General features: G+C 33.7%; 15 protein-coding genes. 11 read left to right on the top strand and 4 right to left on the bottom strand.

Annotated elements, in window-relative coordinates; genetic code table 11:
• Positions 1-4: 4 nt before the first annotated feature.
• Genes BMZ09_RS01015 through BMZ09_RS01005 form a run of 3 tightly spaced genes read right to left on the bottom strand, consistent with a single transcriptional unit; the run spans position 5 to position 2,279 of the window.
• Positions 5-973 carry a succinylglutamate desuccinylase/aspartoacylase family protein gene (locus tag BMZ09_RS01015; protein WP_090836703.1) on the bottom strand — a complete coding sequence of 323 codons (969 nt, stop codon included), beginning with the start codon at positions 971-973 and terminating at the stop codon, positions 5-7.
• Between the two features lie 3 nt (positions 974-976).
• Positions 977-1,855, bottom strand: coding sequence for a 30S ribosomal protein S6--L-glutamate ligase (rimK, locus tag BMZ09_RS01010; protein ID WP_090836701.1), 879 nt, complete (start codon positions 1,853-1,855; stop codon positions 977-979).
• Position 1,856: 1 nt separating this feature from the next.
• Entirely contained in the window at positions 1,857-2,279 is a 423-nt protein-coding gene (locus tag BMZ09_RS01005) for an ATP-dependent zinc protease family protein (RefSeq protein ID WP_090836699.1), read from the bottom strand.
• A 148-nt stretch (positions 2,280-2,427) separates the two neighbouring features.
• Between BMZ09_RS01005 and uvrC the strand changes: the two genes are divergently transcribed.
• From uvrC to BMZ09_RS00950, 11 genes are all read left to right on the top strand, one after another.
• Positions 2,428-4,221, top strand: coding sequence for an excinuclease ABC subunit UvrC (uvrC, locus tag BMZ09_RS01000; protein WP_090836697.1), 1,794 nt, complete (start codon positions 2,428-2,430; stop codon positions 4,219-4,221).
• The gene (locus BMZ09_RS00995; protein WP_090836695.1) at positions 4,218-6,452 is read left to right on the top strand and encodes a patatin-like phospholipase family protein; all 2,235 of its coding nucleotides are present in this window, start codon (positions 4,218-4,220) and stop codon (positions 6,450-6,452) included. The genes uvrC and BMZ09_RS00995 overlap by 4 nt, the downstream gene beginning before the upstream one ends.
• 337 nt (positions 6,453-6,789) lie before the next feature.
• Entirely contained in the window at positions 6,790-7,950 is a 1,161-nt protein-coding gene (locus BMZ09_RS00990; protein ID WP_090836693.1) for a homogentisate 1,2-dioxygenase, read from the top strand.
• 139 nt (positions 7,951-8,089) lie between these two features.
• The gene (gene hppD / locus BMZ09_RS00985) at positions 8,090-9,253 is read left to right on the top strand and encodes a 4-hydroxyphenylpyruvate dioxygenase (protein ID WP_090836691.1); all 1,164 of its coding nucleotides are present in this window, start codon (positions 8,090-8,092) and stop codon (positions 9,251-9,253) included.
• A 144-nt stretch (positions 9,254-9,397) separates the two neighbouring features.
• Entirely contained in the window at positions 9,398-10,180 is a 783-nt protein-coding gene (locus tag BMZ09_RS00980) for a DUF3108 domain-containing protein (protein ID WP_090836689.1), read from the top strand.
• 5 nt (positions 10,181-10,185) lie between these two features.
• The gene (locus BMZ09_RS00975) at positions 10,186-11,109 is read left to right on the top strand and encodes a tryptophan 2,3-dioxygenase family protein (protein WP_090836687.1); all 924 of its coding nucleotides are present in this window, start codon (positions 10,186-10,188) and stop codon (positions 11,107-11,109) included.
• The gene (locus BMZ09_RS00970; RefSeq protein ID WP_090836684.1) at positions 11,067-12,386 is read left to right on the top strand and encodes a M23 family metallopeptidase; all 1,320 of its coding nucleotides are present in this window, start codon (positions 11,067-11,069) and stop codon (positions 12,384-12,386) included. The genes BMZ09_RS00975 and BMZ09_RS00970 overlap by 43 nt, the downstream gene beginning before the upstream one ends.
• On the top strand, positions 12,386-14,029 hold the full coding sequence (gene pgi / locus BMZ09_RS00965) for a glucose-6-phosphate isomerase (RefSeq protein WP_090836683.1): 1,644 nt from the start codon (positions 12,386-12,388) through the stop codon (positions 14,027-14,029). Before BMZ09_RS00970 ends, pgi begins: the two co-directional genes overlap by 1 nt.
• Before the next feature lie 166 nt (positions 14,030-14,195).
• Positions 14,196-16,730 (top strand): TonB-dependent receptor, encoded by a 2,535-nt coding sequence (locus BMZ09_RS00960; protein WP_090836681.1) that lies wholly within the window; start codon positions 14,196-14,198, stop codon positions 16,728-16,730.
• Positions 16,731-16,742: 12 nt separating this feature from the next.
• Positions 16,743-18,398: a choice-of-anchor J domain-containing protein gene (locus BMZ09_RS00955; protein WP_090836680.1), complete on the top strand. Its 1,656-nt coding sequence runs from the start codon at positions 16,743-16,745 to the stop codon at positions 18,396-18,398.
• Positions 18,399-18,495: 97 nt separating this feature from the next.
• Positions 18,496-18,921, top strand: coding sequence for a hypothetical protein (locus BMZ09_RS00950; RefSeq protein ID WP_090836678.1), 426 nt, complete (start codon positions 18,496-18,498; stop codon positions 18,919-18,921).
• Positions 18,922-18,967: 46 nt separating this feature from the next.
• Here BMZ09_RS00950 and BMZ09_RS00945 read toward each other — a convergent pair whose 3' ends face one another.
• On the bottom strand, positions 18,968-20,044 hold the full coding sequence (locus tag BMZ09_RS00945) for an endonuclease/exonuclease/phosphatase family protein (protein WP_449578175.1): 1,077 nt from the start codon (positions 20,042-20,044) through the stop codon (positions 18,968-18,970).
• Between the last annotated feature and the right edge of the window lie 15 nt (positions 20,045-20,059).

Here is a 20,059-nt window from a genome sequence, read left to right as displayed (position 1 = left end):
TAAACTATTTTAAGACTTCCGTCGAAATATGAAACAGCGCATCTCCTTGATATACAATCGGGGATTGGTTAATGTTTATTATATAACCAGCATGTTTAGATTTGACAAAATGGTTGAATTTTCCGTAAGGATCGGTTATGTTTCCTATATCATCACCAACTTTGACTTCAACACCAAGTTTAACAGTTGCTTTAAACATACCAGAATGTTTAGCTCTAAGCCAAGAGCTTTCTGTTATTTTAACGCATTCTTTTTTAGGTTCTGATACTTTAAACTGTCTACGTAACATTCCAAAATGATTCATGATGCGTTTTGCACCATTAACACCAGTGTTTGTAACTGTATTGTCTAGGTCAAAAGATTTTCCTCCTTCATATAATAAGATAGGTTTCCCTAGTTTATTACAAGCGTTTCTAAACGATTTGTTTAAGTTTTGAGAATATAAGATAAATGGCGCGCCAAAGATTTCGGCCATGACATCATCATCTTCGCTTCCTCGTTCTATACGTATCTGTGGGGCATTAAATCTAAAGGCTCCTCCGGTGTGAAAATCTACAATAAAATCGGCATGTGGCACCACTTCTTGTATTAGCTCATAGGCTACACGACTAGCTAAAGAGCCGTTTTTCATACCTGGAAATACACGGTTTAAATCGCGACCATCAGGAAAGGCGCGTTCCATGTTTATAAACCCAAAAATATTAAGGACAGGAATACAAATAGTCGTTCCTATTTTAGGTTTATTAATACCTTTGGATATTAGTTGCCGTACAATCTCTACACCATTAATTTCGTCACCGTGGATTCCTGCAGTAAACAAAATTGTCGGACCTGGTTTTTTAGAACGTTCTATTATAATAGGAACATCTACAGGAGTTCTAGTGTGCAATTTTGCAACATTAAAACTAACTTCTGCACTTTGACCAGGTTTGATAGTTTCTCCTAAAATTTCTAAAACGTCGTTTGTGTACATCGTTTATTTATTTGTGTTTTTCTCAATATAATTGATGATATTTTTTGCGATATTTTTACCTGTTGCATTTTCAATACCTTCTAATCCTGGGCTAGAGTTTACTTCTAAAAGTAATGGACCTCTTTCAGATTGTAACATATCTACACCACAAACTGGTAGTTTTAAGGCTTGAGATGCTTTCATTGCAACTTGCGTTTCTGCATCACTTAAAGTTATAATGTTAGCACTTCCTCCACGGTGTAAGTTAGATCTAAATTCGCCTTCTTTTCCTTGACGTTTCATAGCGCCAACTACTTGACCATCTACAACTAAAGCACGTAAATCCGCACCTTTAGCTTCTTTTATAAATTCTTGTACAATAACTCTAGCTTCTAAACCATTAAAGGCTTCTAAAACCGATTCTGCAGCATTTTTACTTTCGGCTAAAACGACACCTAACCCTTGAGTTCCTTCTAGTAATTTAATAATTACCGGTACACCACCAACATGCTCAATAACTTCCTCAACATCTCTAGAGTAGTTAGTAAATACTGTTTTTGGCATTCCAATACCAGCTTTGCTTAAACGTTGTAAACTTTTTAGCTTATCTCTAGACCTTAAAATGGCTTCAGAAGAAGCTGTTGTAAAAACATTCATCATTTCAAATTGTCTTACCACTGCACAACCGTAAAATGTTACAGAAGCACCAATACGCGGTATAATAGCGTCTACATAATCTAAATAACGATCTTTATAAAAGATGGTTGGTTTTTCAGTTTCAATAATGATGTCACATTTTAGAGGATCTATGATCTCTATTTTATGACCTCTTTTTTCACCTTCTTCAACCAAACGATCTGTTGAGTATAAATTAGCGTTTCTAGATAAGATTACAATGTTCATGTTACTTGTTATAATTAAAGGATTGGTCTAGGATATCGACGTCTACTAAAAATTTACGTTTTAAAAATTGTCTACCAATTAAAACGGGAAATCTCATATCGTCTCTTGTGCTTAAAGTTAAGTTAATCTTATATGTTTTACCAAAAAAAACGACTTCTGTTTTTATCTTGTAGCGGTTTTCTACAAAACCATTGCTGCTTTTTACGTCTGTAAAGGTGTACTCTTCAAAGACTTTAGTCTTGCTATTAAAGTTGGGGTGTCCTTTGCTGTAAAAAGTACAGTGTAACCCGTCGTCTTTAACAACTACTTTGGAGCAATGTATTGCAGAGGTGTAGGCTCCTGTATCTATTTTACAGTCCACTTCAAATAAATCTAACTTTGGGAAGTTGATTTTATCGGTTCTACCAATGGTTTTTTTTGTCATTTTTAGTGTTTAAAAAGAGGTGCAAGGTAATAAATAAGTAAACATATAATTTTTATTTTTAGGTTAAAATTTGACCTATAAACGTTAAGTTGTTTTTAAATAATTACCTTTGGTTAACAATCAAATATCTTCCATTTTTAACGTCAGAATGAGTAATACAGCTTTAGATATTCAGCTTAAAACCTTACCGGATTCTCCCGGAGTCTATCAGTATTTTGATGCTGAAGGCACCATAATATACGTTGGTAAAGCCAAGAATCTAAAAAAAAGAGTCAGTTCGTATTTTACAAAAACTCATGAAAATGGTAAAACTAGAGTTTTAGTAAAGCGTATTGCTAATATCAAACATATTGTTGTAGAGACAGAAACAGACGCATTGTTATTAGAAAACAATCTAATAAAAAAACATAAGCCACGCTATAATGTTTTACTAAAAGACGATAAAACGTATCCATGGATTTGTATTAAGAAGGAGCGTTTTCCAAGAGTGTTTCCTACCCGTCGTGTTATAAAAGATGGTAGCGATTATTTTGGGCCTTACACCAGTATGAAAACCGTAAAAACGTTACTAGGTCTAATTAATGGATTGTATAAATTACGTACTTGTAATTATAACTTGGCACAGGATAAGGTTAGTGAAGGTAAGTATAAAGTGTGTTTAGAGTATCATTTAGGAAACTGCAAAGGCGCTTGCGAAGGTCGAGAGACGGAAGCTAATTATCACGAAAACATAGCAGCAATCAGAGAGATTTTAAAAGGGAATTTTAAAGACTCTTTAGGCAATTTTAAATTGCAAATGAATCAGTTTGCAGAAGATATGGAGTTTGAAGCTGCGCAACGTATTAAAGAAAAAATTGAAGTTTTAGAAAACTACCAAGCTAAGTCAACAATTGTTAATCCAAAGATTAGTAATGTGGATGTGTTTTCTATTGTTAGTGATGCTGGACATAGTTATATTAATTTTTTACAATTATCCTATGGATCTATAATTAGGTCACATACTTTAGAAATTAAAAAGAAGTTAGACGAAAGCGATAAAGAGCTTCTAGAATTAGCTATAATTGAAATTAGAGCACGTTTTAACTCCAATTCAAAAGAAATATATGTACCTTTTAAGGTAAATATTGGAGAGCAATTAAAAGTAACGGTACCACAACTAGGAGATAAAAAGCATATTTTAGATTTATCCATTAGAAACGCAAAGTATTATAGGATGGAGCGTTTTAAACAAGTTAAAATCACAGATCCTGATCGTCACGCCAATCGTATTATGGCGCAGATGAAACAAGATTTACGTTTGGGGCAAGAGCCAAGACATATCGAGTGTTTTGATAACTCAAACATCCAAGGTACTAATCCTGTTGCAGCCTGTGTTGTGTTTAAAAACGGAAAACCAAGCAAAAAGGATTATCGTCATTTTAATATCAAAACGGTTGTTGGCCCTGATGATTTTGCATCCATGGAAGAAGTGGTGTTTAGACGTTATAAACGCTTGCTTGAAGAAGAGCAACCATTGCCACAATTAATAATTATTGATGGAGGTAAAGGGCAATTGTCTTCTGCATTAAAAAGTTTAGATCTTTTAGGGTTACGTAATAAAATAGCAATTATAGGTATTGCAAAACGTTTGGAAGAATTATTTTATCCTGATGATCCAATTCCTTTATATTTAGATAAAAAATCGGAAACCCTAAAAATAATTCAGCAATTACGTAATGAGGCGCACCGTTTTGGAATTGAGCATCATCGAAATAAAAGAAGTAAACAAGCGTTAAATACAGAAATGGAAACTATTCCAGGCATTGGAGAAAAAACGATTGTAGAATTACTAAAAAAGTTTAAATCTGCAAAACGTATTTCTAACGCTAAATTGGATGAGTTAGAAGATGTTGTAGGAGTTTCAAGAGCAGCAAAAATATATAATTATTACCATAAGGAATGAAGCAAATAAGCATTGTTATACTATTAATATTTGCATTAAGCAGCAGTCTTAAAGCGCAAGAAACCCTAGATCAGGAGCCTAAAGTTGGTTTGGTGTTAAGTGGTGGTGGTGCAAAAGGGTTTGCACATATTGGTGTTTTAAAAGTTATAGATAGTTTAGGTATTAGAGTAGATTATGTAGCAGGGACCAGTATGGGGGCAATTATTGGGTCCTTATATGCTTCTGGTTACTCAGGTAAACAGTTAGATTCTATTTTTAAAGGTGTAGATTTTGATAATTTAATAGCCGATAATATTCCAAGGTCAGCGCAATCAACTTACGAAAGGGAGATTTCAGAGCGCTATGCAGTAACATTGCCTTTTGATCACTTAAAAGTAAAACTACCGTCAGCATTATCTAGAGGACAAAACACATTTAATTTATTAACTAAATTAATGTTACACGTTAGTTATCAGGACGATTTTTCAAAACTACCAATCCCATTTTTTTGTATAGCAACAAATGTAGAAACCGGTCAGCAAGTTGTTTTAGACAAAGGTAATTTGCCACAATCGGTTAGAGCTAGTGGTGCTTTTCCATCGCTGTTTCAACCTGTTGAGATAGATGGTCAGCTTTTGATTGATGGAGGCGTAGTAAATAACTATCCAATTAGCGAGCTTAAGGCAAAAGGGATGGATATAATTATTGGTGTGGACGTTCAGGATGGTTTAGCTAATCGTACAGATCTGTCATCAGCGCCACAAATATTATTTCAAATAAATAATTTCAGGACTATAAATGACATGAAAATCAAGTCTACACAGACTGATATTTATTTAAAACCAGATATTTCAAAATTCAACGTTGTTTCTTTTGACGACGGTAACCAAATTATAAAAAACGGAGAAATAGCTGCTCGAGCGCAAATAGATGTTTTAAAAAACTTAAAGGAAAAACAGACTAAAAAGCCAATAGAAAGAGTAAATACGGTCTATTCAGATAGTTTAAAAATTAATTATATCGAAACTAACGGTATAAATAAGTACACAAGATCTTACATTTTGGGTAAATTAAAAATGAGACCCTATACCAAAATAGCATACTCGGAGCTGGCAGAAGGTGCTAATAATGTCGTAGCAACTAATAACTTTGATAGCTTTTTTTACGAGCTTAAAAAAGACGAAGATGACTTTTACAGATTAATAACTACAGTAAGCGAAACTAAAAAAACAACGTTTTTAAAACTAGGGTTACACTATGATGACCTGTATAAAAGTGCCATTTTAGCTAATATTACTAAAAACCAATTTCTATTAAAAAACGATGTGGTGTCTCTAGATTTAATTATCGGGGACCATGTTAGATATAACTTTGATTATTTTATAGATAAAGGGATGTATTGGAGTATTGGTTTAAAATCTAGGTATAACGAGTTTGATCAAGGCGTAGTGGCCAATGCTTTCCTGTCGCAGTCAGAAGTCTTAGATATAGGAATCAATAAATTGGATACAGAGCTAACAGATTTTACCAATCAGTTTTACTTGCAAACATTATTCAGAAACGATTTAGCCTTGTCACTTGGTGTGGAGCATAAAAAACTAAAAGTAACAACTGAAACTATTTTGTCCACAGATAACCAAGACGAAACAGTTTTTGAAAACAGTAATTACGTTAGTCTCTTTGGGCAGTTAAAATTTGACACCTATGACAGTAAGTATTACCCAACAGAAGGTCTTTTCTTTTTAGGAGAAGCCAACTACTATATGTATTCATCAGATTTTTCAACAGATTTTTCTCCATTTTCTATATTTAAAGCAGAGCTAGGTTATGCCTTCAAAGCAACAGATAACTTGTCTTTTAATTTAGTAACAGACGGAGGGTTTAAAATAAATCCAAAAGCCAATCAGTTTCTTGATTTTGTACTTGGAGGTTACGGTAATAATTTTATCAATAATTTTAAGCCGTTTTACGGGTATGATTTTTTATCCATAGCAGCAGATTCTTATATCAAAGCAAGCATAAATCTAGACTATCAATTTGTTCCAAAAAACCACCTAATGGTTACCGCAAACTATGCCAATGTATCAGATAGGCTGTTTGACACCACGGACTGGTTATCGTTGCCAGAATATTCAGGTTACGCCTTAGGCTACTCTTTTGATTCGTTTTTGGGCCCTATAGAAGCAAGATATAGTTACTCTCCAGAAACTAGAGATAGCTACTGGTTTTTCAATTTGGGATATTGGTTTTAATGGGGCGTTTTGTATTTAATCCATTAGGGCTTAAATACAACCAGGTTATCCATTATATCTTTTTTTGCCATATGTGGCAGCAAAAAAAGGATGCCATTACTACCCTTAACGCAGGGTAAAACGTATCAGCTTCTGCCTAGAGATAAAAAACACTTTCTATACTCAAAAATATTTACGATATTTGTTAGACTATGAAGACAGCTTGGAGCGATTTATTATCACATTTAAAATTCTTGATTAAGCGTAATCCAGAGTGATCTTCCTTCCTTGTTAAGCATTTAATAAGACGTCACACAGTTCTTAGACGTTATTTTTTTTCAATTTAAAAACTAAAAAAATGCCATTTTATCATAAACTAGGAAAAATACCACCAAAAAGACACACCCAGTTCAGAAAAGCGGACGGTACATTGTACGCAGAACAGTTATTTGGTACCATAGGTTTTGACGGTATGTCAACAAATTCCTATCACGAGCATAGACCAACACAGGTAAAAGAAATCAGAAAACAATACAGTGTTGCACCTAAAATTGCTAAAAAAAATCACATACAATCTTACCGTTTAAGAGGGTTTCAAGTCAAACCAGAAAACGATTATTTAGAGTCTCGTAAAACGGTCCTTATAAATAGCGATTGTAGTATCATTTTAGCAGCGCCAAAACAATCAACAACAGATTATTTTTATAAAAACACAGACGCAGATGAGCTTATCTTTATCCATAAAGGAACAGGGAAACTGCGCACACACTTAGGTAATTTAGACTTTAAATATGGAGACTATTTATTAGTACCTAGAGGTGTTATTTATAAAATGGATTTTGATACAGAAGACAATCGTTTGTTTATTGTCGAGTCTAAAAGACCAATTTATACACCAAAACGTTACCGTAACTATTTTGGACAATTATTAGAGCATTCTCCATTTTGCGAGCGTGATTTAAGACAGCCACAAGAGTTAGAAACACATAATGAAAAAGGAGACTTTTTAATGAAAGTTAAGAAGCAAGACGATATTTTTGAAATGGTTTATGCAACACATCCTTTTGATGTTGTAGGTTATGACGGTTACAACTATCCATATGCGTTCTCAATCCATGATTTCGAGCCTATAACTGGACGTATCCACCAACCGCCACCAGTACATCAAACTTTTGAAACAGATGCTTTTGTAGTTTGTAGTTTTGTGCCAAGATTATACGATTATCATCCAGATAGTATTCCAGCACCTTACAATCATAGTAATATAGATAGTGATGAGGTCTTGTATTACGTAGACGGAGATTTTATGTCTAGAAACGATATAGATGCAGGGCACATATCCTTGCATCCCGCAGGAATACCACATGGTCCGCACCCAGGAGCAACAGAGCGTAGCATCGGGAAAGTGAGAACAGATGAGCTAGCAGTAATGGTAGATACATTTAAACCATTAATGGTAACTGAGGAGGCGCTTAAAATAGCTGACGAAGACTACTATAAATCGTGGCTAGAACATTAGTATTAAATAGATTTCAAAACAATAATTAATTAAGATTGAAATTAGAGATTCAAGAATTTAAAAAATTGACACGGAGTTACTTAACAGGCTCTAAAGTCTTTGTTCTTGTCGCTTTATTCTTTCTTCTATATAAAGTATTATGAGTAAAAAAGAAGTAAAATCAGTAGACTACGGTTTAGAAAAAATATTTGAAGGTGCACAAGATTTTTTGCCACTTTTAGGAACAGATTATGTAGAGTTTTACGTGGGTAACGCAAAACAAGCAGCGCATTTTTATAAAACAGCATTCGGATTTCAATCTCATGCATACAAAGGATTAGAAACAGGATCAAGAGATTCGGTAAGTTATGTGTTAAAGCAAGACAAGATTCGTTTAGTATTAACAACACCATTAAATAGTAAGTCGCCAATTAACGATCACATTGTAAAACATGGTGATGGTGTAAAAATTGTGGCGTTATGGGTTGAAGATGCTAAAAAAGCTTACGAAGAAACTACAAAACGTGGTGCAAAATCATACATGGAGCCAGTCGTTGAAAAAGACGAATTTGGTGAAGTAGTAAGAGCCGGAATTTATACGTACGGAGAAACTGTACATATGTTTGTAGAGCGTAAAAACTATAACGGACAATTTTTACCAGGATTTGTAGCGTGGAAAAGTGACTATAACCCAGAGCCAGTAGGGTTAAAATATATCGACCATATGGTTGGTAATGTAGGTTGGGGAGAGATGAATACTTGGGTAAAATGGTATGAAGATGTTATGGGGTTTGTTAATTTCTTGTCATTTGATGACAAACAAATCCATACAGAATACTCGGCTTTAATGTCTAAAGTAATGAGTAATGGAAATGGGCGTATCAAATTCCCGATTAACGAGCCAGCAAAAGCAGCTAAAAGATCACAAATTGAAGAGTATTTGGATTTCTATGAAGGTTCAGGAGTACAACATATTGCAGTAGCAACGGATGATATTATAAAAACAGTATCTCAGCTTAAAGCTAGAGGTATCGAGTTTTTACCACCACCACCACAAGCATATTATGATGATATTCCAAACCGCTTAGGTGTGCACATGGAAATGATGAAGGAAGATATTACCGAGCTTCAAAAGTTATCAATTATGATTGATGCAGATGAGGAAGGGTATTTACTTCAAATCTTTACAAAGCCAGTAGAAGATAGACCAACCTTGTTTTTCGAAATCATACAACGTATGGGAGCGCAAGGTTTTGGTGCAGGTAACTTTAAAGCATTGTTTGAATCTATTGAGAGAGAACAAGCTAAAAGAGGAACACTTTAATTAAACTTTATAATTTAATAACAAAAAAATGCCATCAAATACACTGATGGCATTTTTTTGTTTTATATTTTTGGAATAGTAATTGTAAACTAAGTTATAAATAACCTATAGCTTAAACAATTAAGTCTTGTAATAATACCAGTTATGAAAAAACATATACTTCTACTAATAGCCATATTTACTGCCGGTTTATCCTATGCAGTGCAACAAGAGCCTGCTTTTAAGGATGGCGAGTGGTTTAAATTTAAAATGAGTTATAGTGGTTGGATGAAAGCAGGTAACGCCACACTTCAAGTAAAAGAAACAACATTAAACGGTAAGCCGGTATTTCACGTTGTTGGAAAAGGATGGACAACAGGTATGATTAAATGGTTTTTTAAAGTAGAAGATCGTTATGAAAGCTACTTTGATAAATCAACAATTTTACCGTACAAATTTATTAGAAATATAGATGAAGGTGGACATAAAAAAAACATCGAAATAGAGTTTGATCAACCAAATAAAAAAGCATTAGTTTATAACAAAAAGCACGATACAAAAAAGACAATAAACACCAAGCCTAATGTGCAAGATATGGTGTCTACTTTTTATTTTCTTAGAAATAAATTAGATACTAAGAATCTTAAGGAAGGGGATGAGATAAAGTTAGACATGTTTTTTGACGAAGAAAACTATGGTTTTAAATTAAAATACCTTGGTAAAGAAAATTTAGATACAAGCTTTGGGACTGTAGAGACGTTAATGTTTAGACCATATGTAATGGCTGGTCGTGTTTTTAAGGAAGAAGAAAGTTTAACGCTTTGGGTGTCTAATGATAAAAATAAAATACCTTTACGTATCAAGGCAGATTTAGCAGTGGGGTCTTTAAGGGCAGATTTAGAAGCTTTTAAAGGGTTGAAACATAGTTTTAAAATTATTGCAGACTAATTATAATGAGCGTAGACCAGAATTTAATCAAGCAATTAGAAGAAAAGTACGATGGATTAGGCCAAAATCTAAATACCCATTTAGAAGGTTTATTGCATAGTAAGCCAATTGATTATTGGGACTACATACAAACCGATGCGCTTTTAAATTTACAAGTGCAACGTACAACGTTACCAGACGAGATGGTGTTTTTAATGTACCATCAAGTAAATGAGTTGTTGTTTAAAATGATCTTGTGGGAAATAGAGCAAGTCGCTAAATCAGATGCTATAACCGCTTCTTTTTTTGAAACAAAAATCATGCGTATCAGTCGTTATTTTGATGTTTTAACGTCATCATTTACAGTAATGAAAGATGGTATGGATGTGGAGCAATACAATAAGTTTAGAAATACTTTAACGCCTGCAAGTGGTTTTCAGTCAGCGCAATACCGTAAAATAGAGTTTGCTTCAACTGAGTTGATCAATTTAATTGACAATAGGTTTAGAGAAACTATTGATAGAGACACTTCTTTTGAGCACGCTTTTGAGCATTTATATTGGCAAGCAGCAGGAAAGGACTACAAAACGGGCAAAAAAAGCTATACATTAACAGTTTTTGAAGCTAAATACAAAGACGAATTTATTAGATTTGCAGAATTCTATAACAGACATAATTTGTGGACTATCTTTAAAAGTTTACCAATAGAGGTTAGAGAAGACAAGGATTTAATCAAAGCAATGCGTCATTACGATTACACAGTAAATATTACGTGGGTAATGGCACATTATAACACAGCTAATCACTATTTAAATATTGGTGGTAAAACAGCTGAAGCAACAGGAGGAAGTGAATGGGTAAAATACATGCATCCAAAGTATCAAAGACGAATATTTTTTCCAGACCTATGGAGCAAACAAGAGTTGCAAGATTGGGGCAAAAATGTCTAGTGCTTTTAGCATTTACATTAGCAATTGTTAGTTGTAAAGAAGAAGATAAAACACCAATAGAAAGCGTTGAGGTTATTGAGCCAGAAGAGCTTTATGAATTTGGTTTTAAACTAGATGATTATATTGTAAAACGTGACACTATCAAAAAAGGAGATAGTTTTGGCGAAATTCTACAACGTAATCAAATAGATTACTCTAAGATTTTTCAAATCGCAGAAAAAACAAAGGATAGTTTTGATATCAGACGCTTGCAAGTTGGTAAGCCTTATACTTTGTTGTGTTCTAACGATTCGCTACAGCAGCCAAAATGTTTTATTTACCAACCTACAAAAACTGATTATGTTGTTATAAACTTCCAAGATTCTATTCACGCATATTCAAGTACAAAACCCATAAAATATGTAGAAAAAGAAGTGTCTGGTGTTATAGAGTCTAATATTTCTGAGTCTTTTGCAAAGCAAGGTAAAAGTGTGTTGTTAGCTTATAAAATGTCGGATATCTACGCTTGGACTATCGATTTTTCTCGACTTCAGAAAAATGATAAGTTTAAAGTAGTTTACACCGAAAAATATATTGATGACACTATCTATGCAGGAATCGATAATATTAAAGCAGCCTACTTTTTGCATAACAACGAGCCTTTTTATGCTTTCGAGTTTGAAACAGATACTATAAAAGGATTAAAAGATTATTTTTCTGAAGATGCGAAAAACTTACGTCGTGCATTTTTAAAAGCACCCGTGGAATATAAGCGTATTTCATCAAGATTTAATTTAAATCGAAGAATTGCACTTTATGGAAACCGAGTGCGTCCCCATAAAGGAACTGATTTTGCAGCAAGCGTTGGAACACCAATCCGTGCAACAGCAAATGGTACGGTTATCGAGTCTGCTAAGCGTGGTGGAAACGGTAATTATGTAAAAGTTAAACATAACTCAACTTATACAACGCAATACTTACACATGAGTAAGCGTAAATCTAAAGTGGGTGACTTTGTAAAACAAGGAGATGTTATTGGGTATGTGGGTATGACAGGTAATACCTCAGGACCTCATGTTTGTTATCGTTTTTGGAAAAACGGAAAACAAGTAGATCCTTTTAAACAAAAATTACCGGAAGCAGAACCTATTTCGGATAGCTTAAAAACTGAATATTTAAAGTTTATTAAACCGTTGAAAACACAATTGGATGGGATAGAGTTTATTTCTCCTATCGAAGAAGATCAGATTTTAGATATTCAAACTATTTCAGAAAACACAATTACATACACTAACTAATGGCACTACCTTCAATCAACCCAACAAGTACAAAAGCTTGGAAAAAATTAGAAGCTCATTTTAAAACTGTAAAAAGCTTAGAGATGAAACATTTGTTTACTCAGGATACAGAAAGAGCAAATCAAATGACTATTAATTGGGACGATTTTTATGTAGATTATTCAAAAAACAGAATTACTTCTGAGACCATGTCTTTGCTTTTAGAATTAGCGGAAGAGGTTAAGTTAAAAGAGGCTATTCAGGCACAGTTCTCTGGAGAAATCATCAATAAAACGGAAGGAAGAGAAGTTTTACATACGGCTTTACGTGCAAAAGCAACAGATACTATTATAGTAGATGGTAAAAATGTAATGCCAGAAGTTATAGCGGTTAAACAAAAAATTGAAACGTTTTCTAATCAAGTTATAACGGGACAATTAAAAGGATACACAAATAAGCCATTTACTGATGTAGTAAACATCGGAATTGGTGGTAGTGATTTAGGACCAGCTATGGTGGTTGAGTCCCTTCAATATTATAAAAATCATTTAACCACTCATTTTGTAAGCAATGTAGATGGTGACCATGTTAATGAGGTTTTAAAAACATTAAATCCTGAAACAACATTGTTTGTAATCGTTTCAAAAACATTTACAACACAGGAAACCTTGTCTAATGCCAATACTATTAGAACTTGGTTTTTAAAACAGGCTAAGCAAGAAGATGTGGCTAAGCATTTTGTAGCTGTATCTACTAATATTGAAAAAGTAAAAGACTTTGGGATAGACGAAAATAACATCTTCCCGATGTGGAATTGGGTTGGTGGTCGTTTTTCGTTATGGAGTGCAGTTGGACTAACTATTAGTTTATCTGTAGGTTACAAGCATTTTGATTCGCTTTTAGAAGGTGCCAATAAAATGGATACCCATTTTAAAACGGCGGATTTGGATCAAAATATCCCAGTTGTTTTAGCACTATTAAGTGTTTGGTATAACAACTTTTTTAAAGCAGAAAGTGAAGCTGTTATTCCGTATACACAATATTTGACTCAGTTTGCTACCTATTTGCAGCAAGGTATAATGGAAAGTAATGGTAAAAGTGTAGACCGTAATGGTGTGCCAGTAAATTACCAAACAGGAACATTAATTTGGGGAGAGCCTGGGACCAATTCTCAGCATGCCTTTTTTCAATTAATTCATCAAGGAACAAAATTAATACCTGCAGATTTTATTGGTTTTGCGCAATCACTATATGGTAATCATGATCATCAAGATAAATTGATGTCTAATTACTTTGCACAAACCGAAGCGTTGTTAAACGGTAAAACTAAAGAAGACGTTGAGGCTGAATTAAAAAGTCAAAATGCTTCAGCAGAAAAAATTAAAGAATTAACACCTTTTAAAGTATTTGAGGGGAATAAACCTACAAATACAATCTTCATAAAAAAACTGACTCCAGAGAGCTTAGGAAAATTAATCGCGATGTACGAGCATAAGATATTTGTACAGGGGATTGTTTGGAATATCTACAGTTATGATCAATTTGGAGTCGAGTTAGGGAAGCAATTAGCCAATAAGATTTTAAAAGAATTTGATAATTCTAGTTTTGCTAATCATGATGCTTCCACCTTAAATTTATTGGAATTATACAAGAAATTAAGATAATTTATGTTAATAAATTTTTTTATTGTTTTGATTAACAGTTAATTGAGATTTGGAATATTTTATGTAATTTCGTTTTTGTGCATTTGTTAACGTTAAGTTAATATAACAATTAGAATTAGTCGTATTTTTGCACAAATTTGAAACTAACAAATCTTAATTAATTACAATGAAAAACACAATTAAAGTTATGTTTTTTGCAGTGGCATTAATGTTTTCTGCATTTACAATGGCTCAAAGTACTGTTACTGGAACAGTAGTAGACTCTGAGACAAAAACGCCTTTATTAGGAGTTAACATTATTGAATCAGGAACATCTAATGGAACATCTTCCGATTTTGACGGAAAATTCTCATTAACAACTAAATCAAGCAAAACTACTGTAGTTTTATCTTATGTTGGTTTCTTAGACCAAGAGTTTGAAATTAGTGGAAACAAAAACTTAGGTGAGGTTGTTTTACAACCAAGTGAGTTTAACTTACAGGAAGTTTCTATTATTGCTTCTGTAGCAGTTGATAGAAAAACACCAGTAGCTGTATCTACAATTAGAGCGAAGGACATCGAATTAAAATTAGGAACTCAAGAATTTCCTGAGGTGTTAAAATCAACTCCTGGAGTTTACGCTACTAAAAGTGGTGGTGGATACGGAGACGGACGTATTAACTTACGTGGTTTTAGTTCAGAGAACGTTGCTGTTATGATTAACGGAGTACCAGTAAATGATATGGAAAATGGTCAGGTATACTGGTCAAACTGGGCTGGATTAGGAGATGTAACAAGTTCTATGCAAGTGCAAAGAGGTCTTGGAGCTTCTAAAGTAGCGGTACCTTCTATTGGAGGAACAATTAATATTATTTCTAAAACAACAGATGTTGAAGCAGGAGGTAATGTATATACAACTTTAGGTAATGACGGATTTCAAAAATTTGGTGTAACATATTCTACAGGAGTTTCTGATAAAGGATTTGCTGCAACAGTATCTGCGTCTAAAACAGATGGTGATGGATACGTAGATGGTACAGATTTTAATGCAATCTCTTATTTCTTAAACTTATCTAAAGAAATTAATGACGATCATAAAATCTCTTTTACTGCATTTGGTGCAAAACAACGTCACGGTCAAAGACAAAACCGTCACTCAATTGCGACTTACAGAGCAAGTGAAAGAGGAAGAAAATTTAACTCTGATTGGGGTTATAAAGATGGTCAAGTAACATCTCAAGAAGATAACTTTTACCACAAACCTCAAATTTCTTTAAACCACTATTGGAATATTTCTGATAACACTTCTTTGTCTACTGCTGCTTATGCATCTTTCGGATCTGGTGGTGGAGGTGGAACCGGTGGTGATGGAAGTAAGTTTTCTATCAACAATGATGATTATAGAATTGGAACTTTAGGTACTATCGATTTTGATAAGATTGTAGCAGAAAATGAAGCTGCAGGAGTTAACGGTTCTGAGTCTTTTTTAAGAGCATCTAGAAACGACCACAAATGGTTTGGTGTTTTAACGACATTAAAGACAGATTTAACTGAAGACATCGTTTTATTAGGAGGTGTTGATTTTAGAAGTTATAAAGGGATTCACTTTACAGAAGTAACAGATTTATTAGGAGGACAATATGCTGCAGATAATGCAAATGTTAATAACCCAAATAATCAAGCGCAAGTTGGAGATAGAATTTTTTATGACAATGACGGTAAAGTAAGCTGGTTAGGTACTTTTGCACAAGCAGAGTATTCTAAAGATAAATTATCAACATTTTTATCTGTTTCTGGATCAACTACAGGTTACAGAAGAGTAGATCGTTTCTTATATTTAGATAGTGATGATTTACAAGAAACTGATGCTTACAACTTTTTTGCATATGGTGTAAAAGGAGGAGCTAACTACAATATCGATACAAACCATAACGTGTTTGCTAACTTAGGTTACATCGAAAGAGCTCCATTTTTTAGCGCAGTTTTTGCTAACAGAAACAACGTGGATGTAAATGATGATGCAGAAAACCAAAAAATTACTAGTTTTGAATTAGGATATGGTTACAGAAGCGAAAAGTTATCTGCTAACATAAACGTATACCACACAACTTGGAAAGATAGAACGGAAGTTGCTAGATTCCAATTACAAGACGAATCTATTGCTTTTGCAAATATTTTAGGAGTAAACGCAGTGCATCAAGGTGTTGAATTAGATTTAAAATATAAGGCTACTGATAACTTAACAGTTACAGGTATGGCTTCTATAGGAGACTGGAGATGGCAAAACAATGTTGAAAATGTTCAAATTTTTAACGAAGCTAATGAGTTAGTGGATACAGTAGATCTTATAATTGAAGATTTACATGTAGGTGATGCTGCTCAAACAACGTTTGCTATAGGTACAGTATACAAGTTTTCTCCAGAAACTACATTTACTATTGACTACAATTATTTTGCTGATCTATATGCAGAATTTGACCCTAGTGATAGAGGTACAGTTGGACCAGAAGCATGGAAAGTGCCTTCTTACGGTATCTTTGATACAGCTATTAGACATGGATTTAAGTTTGGTAGCTTAGATGCTACTTTAACTGCAAGAATGAACAACGTATTTGATACAGAATATATTGCAGATGCACAAGATGGTGGAGATGCTGCCTCTTCAAGTGTATATTACGGTTTCGGAAGAACGTTTAGTGTTGGAATGAAACTTAATTTTTAAAAAAAAAGAAAAATGAAAAAAGTAATTTATTTATTAGTTGTTGTGGCTACAGTCTTTACTGGTTGTAATCCACTAGAAGACATCAATAATGAAATTGATGCATTACCTCAGGATCCTAATGTTGGATCTTTTGAGTACACAGTTACAGATGAAGACTATTCTGCATTAGAATTAGGATTCGGAAGTTTTGATTCAGAATTACAAGTTAAAGAATTAGTGCCAGCTTTATTATCTGATGTCTATCCATTATATGGGCAAGGGTCTTCAGTTTTAGTAAACTATAACCTTTACATTGGTAACGCAGAAGGAGTAAGTGATTTTACTAGTTCTGATGTGTATTCTTTTACAAATTCAGATTACGCAACGACAGGAAGTGACGCTTTTGGATTTTATCCAAATGTAGATGCTACTTCTCAAATTCCTGATGTATTGGATGCGCAAATTGCAACGCCAACAGAAGGACAAATTGTTTTAGCTAAATACAAGCAGTATACAGAAGTACCTGTTGTAGGTTTAGCTAGTTTAGTAGAGTATAACTTTGCTGGAAGTTTTGAAGGTTGGGTTAGTCAAGAAGAATTTGGAAATGATGTAGTTTGGACTACTGAAACTGGAAATATTAGAGGTAACGGATACTTCGGAACTCAAATTGCAAATATCGAATGGTTAGTATCTCCAGCTATTGATTTAGACGGTGAGGATAACCTTAAGTTTCAAATTACTCAAGAACTTGATTTTGCTACTGACGCGTCATTAGTTAAAATTTTAGTATCTACAGATTATGCTGGTGATGTATTAACTGCAACATGGGATGAAATTACTTTAGCTAGTCCTGCAACAGGAGATATGGCTTCTTCTGAAGATTATGACTTTTCTGCTTATGATGGTCAAGAAATTAACGTAGCGTTTAAATATGAGTCTACAGATAGTGATGCATCTCGTTGGAGAATTGCTGACATGTCTATTAAGACTTTAGGTGCTACAGGAGCAACAGATTCTAAAGGAGAGTACTTTATGTATACTGGTGGAAGCTGGGAAGCAGTAGAAGATATTTATTATTTAACTTCTGCTGATTATGACTCTATGGGTACTGCTTCTGGACAACCAGGACAATACAACAACTTTAGTAGCTCAACATCTCCAGATAATTACTTACCAACGTTTTTAGAGTTAAATTTCCCTTTTGGTCAAGAAGATCAAGAATTATTTGTAATCTACGATTACTTCTCTAGTTCTACAGGAGCACAAAGAAGAGGTAACTTATACACATTTACAGATGGTATGTGGAATGCGCATGAGTCTACAATAGAGTCGTCTTTACAGTTTGGATATGATAACGGAGTTTGGGTACCAGACAACACTATTCGTCATGATTTAGATGGTTCAGATTACGATTATATTACTTCTACTTTTGCTGCAGTATCTGGTTTTGAAGCACCAACTGCAAGTGTAGCTCAGTATTCTAATTTTGATAGAAGACCATCAAATGATGCATACTGGAGTGATGAAATGTTAGCAACTGCATTTGCTAGTCTTTTAGATAATAGTCTTGCACCTGGTGCAGAGGAAGGTCAGAAGTACGTGTTATCTTTCGCTATATATGACGGAAGTAGTGGTATTGAAGAGTTTAAATTAATTAAAGAAGGTGGTGTTTGGGTTGATAATAACTAAGCATTATTAAATAATATTAAAACCGCTTCTGAAAAGAAGCGGTTTTTTTATGCTTAATAATTACTACATTTGTGGTATAACTAATAAAACAAGACTTATGATTAAAATGTTGCACTCGTATTGGGCTTATCTAGTATTTTTAATGATGGTAATAGCAACTGTAAATGCTTTAATTAAGCATTTTGGTAAAAAGGAATATGAGCCTATAGATTTTCGTATTGCTTTATTTACGTTAATAGTATCACACATACAGTTACTAATTGGTATCGTTTTGTGGTTTACACAAGATTATTTTGGAGAAAGTACTATAAAAGAAGTTATGGGTAACTCAGCATTGAGATCTAACGCTGTAGAGCATCCTATTGCTATGCTATTAGCTGTAGCCTTTATTACTATTGGTTACTCTAAACATAAAAAGAAATTAACTTCAGCAGGAAAAATAAAGCCTATCGCTATATTTTATACCTTAGCATTAGTTTTAGTACTAGCAAAATTACCATGGAATGCATGGTTTAACTTATAGAAATTAAAAAAAGCGACCAATTGGTCGCTTTTTTTATGTGTGTCATTTATTGTTTTGTTTTAGAACTGTTTTCCTCAGCTTCTTTTATCAAATACATATAGACGGGAAAGTGGTCGCTAAAGCCATTTGTAAATCCACCATCGGCAAAACTTCTAAAAGGATATCCCTCGTAACGTCCTTTATTAGTCACCAAGTAGTTTTCGTTAAAAATGCCAGACTTGTAATACATCCAACTGGAGTAGTCTTTTTCCAAAAAGGGTTTAGTAACCATGATTTGGTCAAATAGACTCCATGAATCTCTATAGGCAGTTGTACCTAATCCTGATTTTTTAAAAAGGTCTATAAAAGGATTGTAAATACCTTTAAAGGGCACGTTCTCTTTTTTGCTTTTCGCTTTTAAAATGGTTTTGACACTTTTATTTGTTGGGTTATCATTTAAATCTCCCATCGTCACTATTTTAGCATAGGGATTTATCGATTGTAAGCTGTCTATTAAGCGTTTGTTAAGCTTGGCAGCAGATACACGTTTAGGTCTGCTTTTGGCTTCACCACCACGCCTAGAAGGCCAATGGTTGACTATTATATGTATGGTCTCGCCTTCCAATGTTCCTGTAACCAATAATTGGTCTCTTGTATTTTGACGTTCATGTGTATCACTATCATATATTTTTAAGGTGTGCGTACTTTTAGAGACGACTTGAAATAACGATTTTTTATATAATAAGCCAACATCAATACTTCTGTTATCAGGGCCATCAAAATGAACAATACCATAATCTTTCTCCATAAGTATGGGGTCATTTACTAAATCTTCGATTACCGTAACATTTTCAATTTCACAAATTCCAATTAGTGCAGGGCTGTTATGTGTTACACTACTTCCAATGTCAGATAAAACACGTGCCATATTGCGTATTTTTTTCTTATAAATCTTAGAACGATTTGCTTTTATTTCCATCATTGGGCTTGCTTCGTCATACTTTGTTGGATCGTTGATGGTGTCAAATAAATTTTCAAGATTATAAAATGCGATGGTATGTATACGGTAGTTTTTTTGCTCTTGACTAATTCCGTTTACAGACACCATCAATAATAGGGTTATCAGTCTGTATTTTAAATGCATCATGCTTTAAAGGGT

Origin of the sequence: Olleya namhaensis (assembly GCF_900114005.1) — a bacterium.
Classification (GTDB): Bacteria; Bacteroidota; Bacteroidia; order Flavobacteriales; family Flavobacteriaceae; genus Olleya; species Olleya namhaensis.
Note: the sequence above shows the minus strand (reverse complement) of the source record. Positions and strands in the feature narration are given on the sequence as shown.

Bases quoted from the DNA above. Each gene is read 5' to 3' on its own strand.
- BMZ09_RS01015 (WP_090836703.1), bottom strand. From the start codon at position 973: ATGTACACAAACGACGTTTTAGAAATTTTAGGAGAAACTATCAAACCT.
- rimK (WP_090836701.1), bottom strand. From the start codon at position 1,855: ATGAACATTGTAATCTTATCTAGAAACGCTAATTTATACTCAACAGAT.
- BMZ09_RS01005 (WP_090836699.1), bottom strand. From the start codon at position 2,279: ATGACAAAAAAAACCATTGGTAGAACCGATAAAATCAACTTCCCAAAG.
- uvrC (WP_090836697.1), top strand. From the start codon at position 2,428: ATGAGTAATACAGCTTTAGATATTCAGCTTAAAACCTTACCGGATTCT.
- BMZ09_RS00995 (WP_090836695.1), top strand. From the start codon at position 4,218: ATGAAGCAAATAAGCATTGTTATACTATTAATATTTGCATTAAGCAGC.
- BMZ09_RS00990 (WP_090836693.1), top strand. From the start codon at position 6,790: ATGCCATTTTATCATAAACTAGGAAAAATACCACCAAAAAGACACACC.
- hppD (WP_090836691.1), top strand. From the start codon at position 8,090: ATGAGTAAAAAAGAAGTAAAATCAGTAGACTACGGTTTAGAAAAAATA.
- BMZ09_RS00980 (WP_090836689.1), top strand. From the start codon at position 9,398: ATGAAAAAACATATACTTCTACTAATAGCCATATTTACTGCCGGTTTA.
- BMZ09_RS00975 (WP_090836687.1), top strand. From the start codon at position 10,186: ATGAGCGTAGACCAGAATTTAATCAAGCAATTAGAAGAAAAGTACGAT.
- BMZ09_RS00970 (WP_090836684.1), top strand. From the start codon at position 11,067: ATGGAGCAAACAAGAGTTGCAAGATTGGGGCAAAAATGTCTAGTGCTT.
- pgi (WP_090836683.1), top strand. From the start codon at position 12,386: ATGGCACTACCTTCAATCAACCCAACAAGTACAAAAGCTTGGAAAAAA.
- BMZ09_RS00960 (WP_090836681.1), top strand. From the start codon at position 14,196: ATGAAAAACACAATTAAAGTTATGTTTTTTGCAGTGGCATTAATGTTT.
- BMZ09_RS00955 (WP_090836680.1), top strand. From the start codon at position 16,743: ATGAAAAAAGTAATTTATTTATTAGTTGTTGTGGCTACAGTCTTTACT.
- BMZ09_RS00950 (WP_090836678.1), top strand. From the start codon at position 18,496: ATGATTAAAATGTTGCACTCGTATTGGGCTTATCTAGTATTTTTAATG.
- BMZ09_RS00945 (WP_449578175.1), bottom strand. From the start codon at position 20,044: ATGCATTTAAAATACAGACTGATAACCCTATTATTGATGGTGTCTGTA.